Origin of the sequence: Rhodococcus sp. WS1 (genome assembly GCF_003797745.1) — a bacterium.
GTDB classification, from domain to species: domain Bacteria; phylum Actinomycetota; class Actinomycetes; order Mycobacteriales; family Mycobacteriaceae; genus Rhodococcus_F; species Rhodococcus_F erythropolis.
In genome coordinates, this window is sequence record NZ_RKLZ01000001.1 from 1364314 (window position 1) to 1378435 (window position 14122).

The window sequence follows — 14122 nt, forward strand, 5'->3', positions numbered from 1 at the left end:
ACGTCCCGGTAAAGCCCCAATAGTTGATCGGACACACCGAACCATTGTTACAGCTGTCGCGGAGTGGACATCATCGGACTGTTCGGGATATGGGAGTCCATCGACTTCCTGAACGGCGGCGTCAGCTCAGAGTCCACGTCGCGGGATCACAGGCCAGGCGTAGATCAGGCAGACCTCCTTCGACGACATCTGTGAAGACGTCTGTCGGACCAACCGCGTGCGAAACCCACTCCTCTTCAAGGAGCTCGTGTACCTCTGCGTCCTTCGCCTCTTCCGAGGAAAGAAGTACGACGCCACCGACCGCCCCGCCAAGCAGAATCGTCAGAACCGATGTTTCATCGTCGTCGGGACCGAAGTACATCAAACGCGATTCGTAGTCGACGTCGTGCTTTTGCGACATAGCATCCAACTTCGCTGCGAGCTCTCCATGGGTGATCTGGTCAGAGTGTGATCCGGTAACCACGACCGCGACGTCGTCCCCACTCAGCGGACGAAGCCGATCCGTGTAGTTCATGGAACGACTCGAATACGACGCCACCAATTCGACAACCTCGGACTCGTTCACGTCGAGGATCGTATCCAGCGCGACATCAGAATCTGCACTGCCCGAAGTCAGCGTCAAGGCCACACTCGGGTTTGTTCCTCTTCCAGGCGTACGCGCTGCTCCTGTTGTAGTTCCCACGAGTACTGCCGCGCCTGCTTTGGACAGCGCCCAGATCGCCACTACCAGTTCGATGCCACGCAGCCCTGTCATCGCAACTGCGTCACCCGGGCCGATCCCAAGACTGATGAGGTGGCGCGCAAGGCGAGATGATCGTGCATCGACCTCGTGGTATGTCACTTCCTCTTCATCGCACACGACTGCTACGGCGTCAGGATCAGCCTCAACGGAGTTCGCCAATCGCTGTGGCACGAGTCGGCCCGTCGAAGCGCCAACGGCCGGGGGTGGCGTTGTGTCCACGGAGCCGAGGACTTCTGCTCGTTCGGAGTCGGTGAGCAGTTCGATGTCACCGATCGGACGTGAAGGATCCGAGGACACCCGATCGAGAACGCGTACGAATCGCTCGACATGTGCGTCGGCGGTCGCTTGGTCGAAAAGATCGGCGGCGAAAACCAAATGGCCAATCAGTCCTCCTGTGATCGGATCAGAACTGAGATTGAGTTGGAGGTCGAACTTCGCAGTCGCCTCCACACCCTCGACTGCCGAGATCTTCAGATCCGGCAGACTGAACTCGGCTCCTGCCATCGGTTCGACCGACAGTGCAACCTGGAAAAGCTCGTTCGCTGACGCCGACAACGCGCCGGTAACTTCCTCGAACGGTATGTCGCCGTTCGCAAATGCCTCGAGATCGACATTTCGAACCAGCGAGACCAATTCGCCGAATCCTGCTCCGAGGTCCGGAGCGGTCCTGAGTGCGAGCGTGTTGACGAACATTCCGACTATGTCGTCCAGTTGCTGCTCACCTCGCCCGGCTACAACTGTTCCGATCGCGAAATCTCGGCTTCCGCTCAACCGTGAGATGAGAACTGCAAGCGCGGCATGCACAACCATGAACAATGTGGCGTTGTGTTCGCGCGCAATCTCGTTGAGCCGCGTCGCCGTGTCCGCACTGACGGAGAACTCCGAGACACCGGCCTTTGCAGACATATGCGCGGGTCGCTGACGGTCGGAAGGCAATCCGGGCGTCGACGACACACCGTTCAACGTCCGGCGCCAGAAGTCGAGTTGCTGTGCAGCCTGCGAGCCGATCTCGTCGATGCTACCGAGCACTTCGCGCTGCCAGATCGCGAAGTCCGCGTACTGAACAGTCAACGGCGTCCACGACGGCGCGGTACCGCGCATGCGGGCCTCATAGGCGACCATCATGTCTCGGGCCAGAGGTCCCATCGATTCACCGTCAGCGGCGATGTGATGAGCGACCAAGACGAATATGAAGTCTGCCGGCCCCAACTCGAGCAACCCAGTGCGTACAGGTACTTCCTGAGCTACGTCGAATCCGGTCGTCACCAACTCCACGACGCGATTGAACGCCGCGGCCTCGTCGTCCACCTGAATCGTTTCGAGAGGCGAAAGGAGTTCGTCGATCGCGACGATTTTCTGAACCGGCCCTTCGATGTCACTCGGGTAGCTGGTCCGGAGCGACTCATGTCGAACCAAAACGTCGTGAAGAGCCTGGCGCAAAGCCGCGACATCCAAGTTCCCTGTCAATCGCAGAGCCAACGGAATGTTGTATACCGCAGAACCGGGATCCATCTGGTTTACCAACCACATTCGCTGCTGGGCCAAGGACAGAGGAAGACGTTCTGGACGTTCCCGCGCCTCCAACTCCATCCTCGCACCGGAACCTGCGGTCTTTTGCGCTACTGCAGCCAAACCTTCCACTGTCGAGTTCTCGAACAGCACGCGCACCGGGACCTGCGCATCGAGCGCCTGTCCCAATCTTGCTGCCAACCTGGTAGCGATCAACGAATTACCACCCAGCGCAAAGAAATCGTCATCCAGACCGACCCGCTCCGCGCCCAACACATCTCCGAACACCGACGCAACAATTTCCTGCACCGCTGTGACCGGCGCCCGAAACTCTGCTGCCTCGAATACCGGTGACGGGAGAGCCTTTCGATCCAATTTGCCCGAAGCATTGAGAGGAAGCTCGTCGAGGACAAGAACCTTCGAGGGCACCATGTACGTCGGAAGCACGGCCCGGGCAGACTCCAGAACTTCGGACGCATCTACTGAAGTTCCCACGACATACCCGACCAGGCTGTCGCCGAACGTCGCATCGCTGTGCAGGACGACCACCGCATCTGAAACCGCCTCGTGCGAGATCAGAGCAGATTCGATCTCGCCGAGTTCGATACGCTGCCCCCGCAGTTTGACCTGGAAATCCGATCGGCCGATGTACTCGAGCTCGCCCCGACCGTTCCACCTGACGAGGTCGCCGGTTCGATACAACCTGCTGCCGCCATCTGAGGCGCCCCTTTCCCCGCCCGCAAAGGGGTTGGCGACGAAACGCTCCGCCGTCAACGCTGCTCGGTTTCCGTATCCGCGACCGACACCGACACCACCGACATACAACTCGCCGATCACGCCCGGCGGCACGATACCCAACGACCGATCCAGAACGAACAGATCCATGTTCGGCACCGGTGCACCGATCGGAACGCTGACGGTGTCATGCGCAGTCACTACGTGGAACGAGACCACGTCCGACGCTTCCGTCGGGCCGTAACTGTTCACCAGGCGTACGCCGCCTGACAACAAACTGCCAAGACGATTGAGCCGGATCGACTCGCCTCCAAGGAACACAACATCGAGAACGCTCAGAGCAGACTCCTCATCGGAATCCACCACGGCTTCGAATGCGCTCGGCGACATGTTCGCCACTGCGACGTCACCGTGCCCGACGCGAGCGACGATCGCATCCGGATCGAAACCGTCTGAGGCAAGCACTGCGGTCCGACCGCTGCTCAGCGCTGCCCAGACGTTCTTCTGCGTCAGGTCGAAACTGGGTGAAGACGCGATCAAAAGAGCACCAGTTTCGGGCAACTCGCTGCGATACCAGGCCACCGTATTCTCGATGCCCGCCATCGGCACCAACGTCGGCTTCGGACGACCAGTCGAACCGGATGTCGAAATGACATACCCCAAGCGGTCCCCCGCAGCGAGCTCACGCCATCGATCCGTCGGCCCCTCCACAATCGGCGAATCGCGAATGATGCTGTCGAGGACGATGACGTCCACCGCCAGATCGAGAGTCGTCGTACTCACCGCACATCGGGCGCCAGTGTCGGCAATTATCGCTTCGATCCGATCCTGTGGGTACGACGGATCGATCGGCCCGTACGCAGCACCCGCCTTCCACGCCGCCAACATACCTACGACCCACTCGACCGACCTCGGCACGATCAACGCGACGACGTCATCCGGACCGACGCCGGCCGCCGTCAATCGCTCGGCCACCACGTTTGCGTAGGCGTCGAGTTGCCCGTAGGTCAGCGCCTCGCCATCGCACTCGACGGCAAGAGAATCAGGGGTCTGCCCAACCTGTTCGTCGAACATCGCAGTCAGGGAGGCCCCTGCCAACGCTGTGCGCCCACCAGTGGACCAGCTGAGAAGGTTGCTGCGCTCAGCAGCAGTAAGTACGTCGATATCACCCAACCGAACTGACGGATCGACGGTGATCGCAGCAAGGATGCGCCCGAACCTGTCGGCAAAGCCAGCCACAGTCGACTCGTCGAACAAATCCGTCGCATACGTGAATTGCGCCGCCATCCCCGCCGGCGCACCGGACTCGTCGAACTGCTCGACCATGGTCAACTGCAGATCGAACTTCGCCGCCACGGTGTTGGCGTCGACGCCCGCAACTGTCAGATCACCAAGTCGAAGCACCGACTGCTCCATGTTCTGGAACGACAGCATCACCTGGAACAACGGATTACGAGCCTGCGACCGCGCCGGATTAAGCACCTCCACCAAACGCTCGAATGGGAGATCTACATGCGCAAACGCACCCAGATCACCCTCACGAACCCGGCCCAACAACTCCGAGAACGACTCCGAAGAATCCACCTCCGTTCGCAACACCAACGTATTGACGAACATCCCGATCAAATCATCGAGAACCTGCTCACCACGACCCGCCACCGGAGTACCGATCGCAATATCGGACGTACTCGACAACCGCGCCAACAACACCGCCAACGCCGCATGCACCACCATGAACAACGACGAATTCGACTCACGCGCTATCTTTTTCAGAGACGAATGCTCAATTTCTCCGATGACGAACGCATGCTTGGCCCCACGATTGGACGCCACCGCAGGCCGCGGACGATCAGCCGGCAAATCCAACTGATCCGGCAACCCCGCCAACGCCGACTCCCAGAACCCGATCTGACGCGAAATCAACGACCCCGCATCATCTTCCGAACCAAGAGTCTCCCGCTGCCACAACGCGTAATCCGCATACTGCACCGCCAACGGCGCCCACCCCGGAACCTCACCCCGAGAACGAGCCTCGTACGCCACCATCACATCACGCGTCAACGGCCCCATCGACACACCATCACCACTGATGTGATGAACCACCAACGCCAACACGAACTCCGACTCCGACACCGCGAACAACCGCGCCCGAACCGGAACCTCCACCGCCACATCGAAACCGGTCGACAAAAACTCCGTCACCGCACCAACGACATCGGACTCCGACACCACAACCGGCGACAAATCCAACCGCACCCGATCCGCCGACAACACCTCCTGGAAGCCGACACCGTCGACCTCCGGATACACCGTCCGCAAAATCTCATGCCGCGCAACAACATCCGACACAGCAGCATCCAACGCCGCCACATCCAACAACCCCGACAACCGAATCGCCACCGGAATATTGTTCGCCGACGACAACGTATCGAAACGGTTCAAGAACCACATCCGCTGCTGCGCCAACGACAACGGCACCCGCTCCGGACGCACCCGAGCCGTCAACGCCGCCCGCGCACCCGAACCGATCTCCGACTCCATCCGTGCGGCCAACAACTCCACCGACGACGCCTCGAACAACACCCGCACCGGAACCTGCGCATCGAGCGCCTGCCCCAACCGAGCTGCCATTCGAGTAGCGATCAAAGAGTTTCCGCCGAGTGCGAAGAAGTCGTCATCGAGACCCACTCGCTCGACCCCGAGTACCGCCGAGAAAACAGAAGCGACAATTTGCTCTACCGGCGTGACCGGGGCCCGGAAGACCGCAGCCTCGAATACCGGCTCCGGCAACAACTTCCGATCCAACTTCCCAGAGGAGTTCAGAGGAAACTCGTCCAAGATCATGATCACGTTCGGAATCATGTAGACAGGTAGCGATTCAGGAAGCGCATTCCTCAGGGCTTCTACGTCGACCACAGAATCCGGGACAGCGATCACATACGCGACCAACTGATCGCCCATATCGGTGGATGCCACAGTGACCACACACTGAGCTACCGTCGAGTGCGCCAGAAGAGCTGACTCAATCTCACCCAGTTCGATCCTCTGACCACGGAACTTGACCTGAAAATCGGTACGCCCGACATACTCGAGCTCGCCTGCGGTGTTCCACCACACCAGGTCCCCGGTGCGATACATCCGACTGCCACCGGCATTTACTTCACCGTTCGTGTCGCTCGCCTCCACAAATGGGTTCGCGACAAAGCGATCACTGGTGAGATCGGGTCGCGCGACATAACCGCGCGCAAGTTGATCACCGGCCAGATACAGCTCACCTGCAACGCCTACCGGCACCGGATGCAACCGACTATCCAACACGTAGACCTGCGAGTTCCACTCGGGCACACCGATCGGAGTACCTGTCGACTCCGATCCGTCGACCTCGTAGTAGGTGATCGAGACCGCAGCCTCGGTAGGGCCGTACACATTGTGCAAACCTGCAGAGGACACCCGAGCGAATGCACGCACCGTCTCGAGCGGCAATGCCTCACCGATCACGAATACGTCCCTCAGCGACACCAATGCGTGTTCCGGAACCGACGTCGCGAAGACGGTCAACATCGACGGAACGAAGTCCGTCAACGTCACCCGATGATCTTCGATCAGACCAGCCAGATACGCGGGATCTCGATGTCCGTCGTGAGATGCCAGCACCACTCTCGTACCGGACAGAAGCGCGGTGAAGTATCCCCACAACGAGACGTCGAATGTCGTTGCAGTCTTTTGCAGATAGACATCTTCTGTGCCGATGGCGTACTGATCCTGCATCCACAGGACCTGGTTCACGATGGCGTGATGCGAGACCGCAACGCCCTTGGGCTTGCCCGTGGAACCCGAGGTGAAGATCACGTAGGCGGCATTCACATCACGCAGTCGACCACGACGATCAGCATCGGAAACGACGGAAGGCGAATAGCTCGAGAGGTCAGCAGCATCGATCAACAGCACGTCGGCGCCGTTCGGCGCTACGAAAGCGTCCCTCGTCGTCGACAGCACACAGACTGGATCGGCCGTCGTGAGGATGTGCCCGATCCGCTCGGCGGGGTGATCGGGATCCAATGGCACGTAGGCTCCGCCCGCGGCGATCACCGCGTACATACCCACTACGAGATCGAGCGACCGACGCATCGCCAAGGCCACCAACGACTCGGGCCCAACACCATCGTCGATCAGCTTGCGTGCCAATTTGTTCACACGATCGGACACCTCGCCATAGGTCAGCGACTGGCCGTCGAACACCACGGCAACAGCATCGGGCGCCAACGCAACGCGAGTGTCGAACAGCGAAGCCAATGTCTCACTGTTCCCGACGTCACGCGCGGTGGAGTTGCGCGCAGTCAACAGCGACTCGCGCTCGGTCTCCTCCAACAGATCGATGTCACCCACAGTGATCGACGGATCCACGACCACCTGCTCGAGGATCCTGGTGAACCGATCGGCGAATCCACGAATCGTCGACTCGTCGAACAGATCTGTGGCGTATGCGAACTCGGCGAACATGCCGTCTTCGAGCGCATCTTCGACACGGGGAGCGAGAGTAAGTTGAAGATCGAATTTCGCGATACCGGCATCGAACTCGAGGCCCGACACCTCCAACCCCGAAAGCTCCAACGCATCCTGGGACATGTTCTGAAAGAACAGCGCGACCTGGAACAGCGGGTGATGTGCCTGCGATCGGGTGGGGTCCAGTACCTCGACCAATCGCTCGAACGGAACATCGCCGTTGCCGAGCGCCTGAAGGTCCGTCCTCCGCGTTGCCGAGACGAGTGCACTGAACGGACTGGCGAGGTCGACAGGAGTCCGCAGGACCAGCGTATTCACGAACATACCGATCACATCGTCGAGCGCCTTTTCGCCTCGCCCGGCAACCGGAGTACCGATCACGATGTCACTGGTACCGGACAACCTTGCGAGAAGCACGGCGAGGGCCGAATGCATCACCATGAACAGCGACGCGTTCCGCTCGCGTGCGAGTGAGTCCAAGCTCGACCGAAGCTCTTCGCTGACGGAGAAGCGATACGTAGCGCCACGATTCGAGGCGACGACCGGGCGGGGGCGGTCAGCTGGTAACGCAAGCACTTCCGGAGAATCACGGAGGACGGAGCGCCAGTGGTCCAGCTGAGCCGAGATCAACGAATTCGGGTCGTCCTCGTCGCCGAGGACCTCCCGCTGCCAGAGTGCATAATCGGCGTACTGCACCTCGAGCGGAGTCCAATTCGGAACGCCGTTCGAAACCCGAGCGGCGTAGGCAACCATGACATCCCGAGTCAGCGGACGCATCGAGAACCCGTCCGCTGCGATGTGGTGCACAACGAAGGCGAGAACAAATGCGTCCGCCCCCACCTCGAACAACTGCACACGGAACGGTACCGACGTTGTCACATCGAACCCTGCCAGAGCGAGCGTCAGCAGTGCCTCTTCGACCCGAGTTCCGCCCAGAGTGACTGGGGTGAGATCAAAAGATACCTCTGAGGCAGGCAGAATCACCTGCTGACCTTGCCCACCCGCCTCGGGGTAGATCGTCCGTAGCGATTCGTGCCGATCCACCACATCCGATACGGCCAACTGCAGTGCCGACAGGTTCAACTGGCCACTCAAACGCAGCGCAATCGGAATATTGTTGACGGCCGATTCGGGGTCGAAGCGGCTCAGGAACCACATGCGCTGCTGAGCAAGTGACAACGGAATCGTCGTGGGGCGAGGTCCTGCAACTAGTGCCGGAATGTTCCCGGAACTGACGTGTGACGAGATCGCCGCCGCCAGCGACTCTACATTCGAATTTTCGAACAGGACCCTCACGGGGATCGTCGTCTCGAGCGCTCGCCCGAGCCTGGCGACCAATCGTGTGGCTACGAGCGAATTGCCACCCAAAGCAAAGAAATCATCATCCAACCCGACACGCTCGACCCCCAGAACGTCGGCAAAGACGGCCGCTACCGCCAACTCCGTATCAGTCGCGGGTGTTCGATACTCCCGCACCTCGAATACTGGCTCCGGCAACGCCTTCCGATCCAACTTACCGTTCACCGTCAGCGGAAGCTCCTCGAGCACCACCACAGCATCCGGAACCATGTACCCGGTCAAGAACTCGCTCACCCTCGTCGACACAACGGAAGCAGCAAGATCCATGCCAGCCTCGGGGATCACATACCCCACAAGACGATCACCGAGCGCAACATCCGAGCGCACAACCGCCACAGCGCCAGCCACCCCAGGCACACGCAACAACGCAGCCTCGACCTCGCCGAGTTCAATCCGGAACCCACGCAACTGAATCTGCGAATCACTTCGGCCCGCATACTCGAGCACCCCGTCGGCATTCCACCGCGCAATATCACCTGTCCGGTACATCTGATCACCGGAACCGCTGCGTCCGAACGGGTTCGCAACAAAACGACCAGCAGTCAGCCCGGGCTGGCCCACATACCCACGCGAAAGCTGTCCACCAGCGACATACATTTCTCCTCGAACACCTACCGGCACAGGGCGAAGCCGATCGTCGAGTACGAACACCGACAACCCACCAAGGCCACGGCCGATAACCGAACCGGTCGCCTTCCGAACCATCACCGAGTCGAGTGCCGAGAACGACACATGCACAGTGGTCTCGGTAATCCCGTACATGTTCACCAATCGCGGAGAACTATCGTCATGACGGTCATACCAACGCACCAATTGAGACAAATCCAGCGCCTCACCGCCGAAGATCACATGACGCAACGACAACGAACCGGCCGAATCACCAGCCATCCGATCCGCCTCGGCGAACTGATAGAACGCCGAAGGAGTCTGATTGAGCACCGTCACCCGCTCCCGCACAACCAACTCACGGAACTGCTCCGGCGAGCGAGAAGTCAGGTAATCCACCACCACAACAGTGCCGCCGTACAACAGCGGGCCCCACAACTCCCACACCGAGAAATCGAACGCGTAACTGTGGAACAACGTCCACACGTCCGAACCATCGAAACCGAACCGCGGCTGAGCATTCGCAAACAACTCCACCACATTCCGATGACTGACCGCCACACCCTTCGGCTTCCCAGTCGAACCGGACGTATAGATCACGTAGGCAATATCATCGGCACGCAACGCAGAACGACGATCACCGTCCGACACCGGCGAACCGTCGTAATTCGCCAAGTCCAACGCCATCACATCAAGAACTGGCACCTCGACATCGACGACATCACCCGCAGCGACGACGCACACAGGACGCGCGTCCCCCAACGTGAAAGCGATACGCTCCGCCGGATACGTCGGATCAATCGGCAGATAGCCACCCCCGGCCTTCACCACAGCCAACAACGTGACAACCAACTCGACCGACCGCGGCAAAATAACCGCCACCAACGACTCCGGACCAACACCCGACTCGATCAGCTTGCGCGCCAACCGATTTGCCGCCGCATCCAGTTCACCGAACGACAACCGGCGATCCTCGAACACCACAGCGGTCGACGAAGCCTCACCCGCAACCCTCGCATCGAACATCGACACCAACGTCGTGCCTGGCTCAACCTCGACACCAGGAACCATCCAAGAATCCAAAACATCCGAACGCTCGGCAGCATCGAGCAAATCGATATCACCGACCACTACCGCGGCATCCGCAGCGATCGCTTCGAGAATCACAGTCAACCGACCGGCAAAAGATTTCACCGACGCCTCGTCGAACAAATCCGTCGCATAAACGAGTGCCACGCTCAGGCCCCCTGACGCAGCAGTCGCGTCGGACTCCCAGATCGTGAACTGCAAGTCGAATTTGGCTGTCGCCGAATCGACATCAAGCCCAGAGATGGTCAATCCCGGTACCTCGAGGCTGCTTTGCGTGCTCTGCCCAAGATTCTGCATAGAGAGCATCACTTGAAACAGCGGATTCCTCGACTGCGATCGCGAGGGATTGAGCACCTCCACCAACCGCTCGAACGGAACGTCCGAGTTACCGAATCCATCGAGATCGATATCTCGAACCCGGGCGATCAAGTCGATGAAAGACATGTTGACGTCAACATCTGTGCGGAGCACGAGCGTATTGACGAACATCCCGATGAGGTCATCGAGAGCTTGATCGCCTCGACCGGCGACCGGAGTGCCGATCGCAATGTCCGAAGTCCCGGACAACCGCGCCAGCAGAATCGCCACGGCACTGTGCAACACCATGAACAGGGATGCGTTGTTGTCCAGCGCAATTCGATTGAGAGCCTGGTGAAGGTCAGGCTCGATCGTGAATGTGTGCCCGGCTCCCCGGTTCGACGCGACGCGCGGGCGCGGGCGGTCCGACGGAAGATCGAGCTGATCGGGGATACCGGCCAACGCGTGGCGCCAGTAGTCGACCTGGCGAGTGATCAGAGAATCCGGGTCGTCCTCACTGCCGAGAACTTCGCGCTGCCACAGTGCAAAGTCGGCGAACTGTACGGGCAGCGGAGCCAGATCATGCGCAATTCCCTGTGTCCGAGACACATAGGACGAAACGATGTCCTTGGTCAACGGTCCCATGGAGAACCCGTCACCGCTGATGTGATGGACGACGAACACGAGGACAAATTCGTCGGCGGTGGGTTGGAAGAGTGCCGCCCGAATCGGAACCTCGGTGGTCACGTCGAACCCCGGGGTAACGAAGTCGGTCACGCGCTCGACGATCGCCGACTCGTCTACCCGTATGGGAGTCAGGTTCGGTACCACGGCTGCAAGGTCGACCAAGCGCTGATATCCGACGCCGTCGACCTCCGGGTACACGGTTCGAAGGATCTCGTGCCGCTCGATCAAATCTTCGAGCGCGCCCTGCAAGGCATCGACATCGAGCGCTCCGCTGAGACGCAGCGCGACCGGAATGTGGTCGACTGCCGATTCTGGTTCGAATCGGTTGAGGAACCACATGCGCTGCTGCGCCAAAGACAGCGGAACCAACTCGGGGCGCTCGCGAGGGATCAGGGGAACGTGAGCCTTGCGGTCTTCTGAGATTTTCGCTTCGTCGATGAAGACGGCAAGTTCTGCGGCGGTGGGTGCGTCGAAGAAGTTGCGCATGTCGATGGAGATGCCGTGTTCGGCATTGATCCGCGCAACCACGCGAGTGGCGAGCAACGAGTTGCCGCCCAGCTCGAAGAAGCCGTCGTCTGCCCCTACCCGATCCTGCCCGAGTAGATCGGCAAAGATCGCGACCACGCCGGCTTCGGTGGGTGTCGCAGGCTCGCGGTACTCGACCGTCTTCGACACGAATTCGGGTGCGGGCAAGGCTTTTCGATCCAGCTTGCCGCTGGCATTGAGCGGAAACTCGTCCAGTTCGACGAACATGGCAGGGACCATGTAGTCGGGTAGCCGTTCACCCAGCGACGACGTCAGAATCTCTGAATCGATGCCCTCGCCGACGATGTACGCGACCAAGTTGTCACCGATCGTTTCGTCCGAATGGACGATCACCACGGCTTGGGAAACACCTTCACAATCGAGCAGTGCCGCCTCGATCTCACCGAGTTCGATGCGCAGACCGCGGAGCTTGACCTGAAAGTCAGTGCGACCGATGTATTCGAGCTGGCGGTTCGCTCCGACGCCGCGCCAACGCACCAGGTCTCCGGTTCGATACATCCGCGATCCGTCGGTAGTGCCCGGCCGAGCCACGAAACGGTCTGCCGTGAGATCGGGACGCGACACGTATCCCCTGGCCAGCTGAATCCCGGCAAGATAGAGCTCTCCTGCCACTCCTGAAGGCGACGGCCGGAGCGCGTCGTCGAGCACCAGGAGTTCGGTGTCTGCCACGGCCGCGCCGATCGGCACGGACACCTGATCTCGCTCACCGGTTTCGTAATAAGTCACGTCGACGGCAGCCTCGGTCGGGCCGTACAGATTGTGGAGTCCAGCACTGCTGACCTCGCGCAGACGTGCCGCGGTTCGAGCCGGCAACGCCTCACCGGAAGCGAACACGTAGCGAAGGGTTTTGACCTGCGCAACAAGGGGTTCGGCGACGAACACGGCGAGCATCGACGGCACGAAGTGCACCGCCGTCACTCCGCGCTCGATCATCGTGCGAGCCACGTACACCGGATCACGATGTCCGTCGGGTTCCGCGATCACCAGCGATGCACCGACCTGCAGCGGCCAGAAGAACTCCCACACGGACACATCGAAAGTGAAGGGCGTCTTCTGCAAGATCACGTCGTCGGCAGTGAATCCGTACTCGGTCTGACGCCATTGCAGGTTCGCGACGATGGCACGGTGAGAGACTGCAACGCCTTTGGGGCGTCCGGTCGATCCGGACGTGAAGATGACATACGCAGTGTTGTCCGCGCGCAGCGGCGCCAACCGGTCGGCGTCGGTGACAGTTGTCTCGGCACGACCCGACAAGTCGAGGGTGTCGACGTCGAGCGTGGGCGTACCGTGCGGCAGCACCACGGCATCGGACGTACGTGTGAGCACAGCCGTGGGCTTCGCGATCTCGAGTACGTAAGCGAGACGGTCGGCAGGATGATCCGGGTCGAGTGGAACGTACGCGCCGCCGGCCTTGACGATCGCGTACATCGAGACGAGGAGATCGATCGATCGACGCATCGCGAGACCGACGAGGCTGTCCGGTCCGACACCTGCCGCGACGAGTTCACGGGCCAGGCGGTTCGCTCGCGCGTCGAACTGCGCGTAAGTGAGCTGCGTTCCGGCGTAATCCAGCGCGAGCGCATCCGGCGTCCGCTCGACCTGCTCGTCGAAGAGTCCGGCTAGGGTCACGTGTGCGTCGGCCTCGGACGCGACCTCGACGATCGAAGTGCCGTCGGCGATGAGCCGGTCGACCACCGCGCCGAGACCGTCGGCCTCGCTGGCGATCAGCTCCGGCAGCACCGTGGAAACGACAACAGGAACCAGGGCATCCGCCCCCAATGCCCCACCCATCGCGGTGTCGAGAGTGACCAACTCGTCATTGAGTCGTCCGTAGCTGATTTCGGTTCCACCGTGGCTCAGGGCCACACGATCAGGATCTACCGCCGCAACTGCAGCTACCAACTTCGGCAGATCTTCGATCGTCAGCGACTGCGGTCCCGGAATACCGACGGACATCTACACTTCCTCCAACTGACTTTCGTGAAGTGCGCCCCGGCCGAGCACAGCGTTCTGCTCGGCCGGAGGCGTTCACTGGGCAAATACTGAATG

The 14122-nt window shown here is 60.5% G+C and carries 1 protein-coding gene; it reads right to left on the reverse strand.

Translation table 11 applies throughout. The annotated features are described in order from the left end of the window. Nucleotides 1-121: 121 nt before the first annotated feature. The gene (locus tag EEB12_RS06315; protein WP_141487527.1) at nucleotides 122-14029 is read right to left on the reverse strand and encodes a non-ribosomal peptide synthetase; all 13908 of its coding nucleotides are present in this window, start codon (nucleotides 14027-14029) and stop codon (nucleotides 122-124) included. Between the last annotated feature and the right edge of the window lie 93 nt (nucleotides 14030-14122).

Bases quoted from the DNA above. Each gene is read 5' to 3' on its own strand.
- EEB12_RS06315 (WP_141487527.1), bottom strand. From the start codon at position 14,029: ATGTCCGTCGGTATTCCGGGACCGCAGTCGCTGACGATCGAAGATCTG.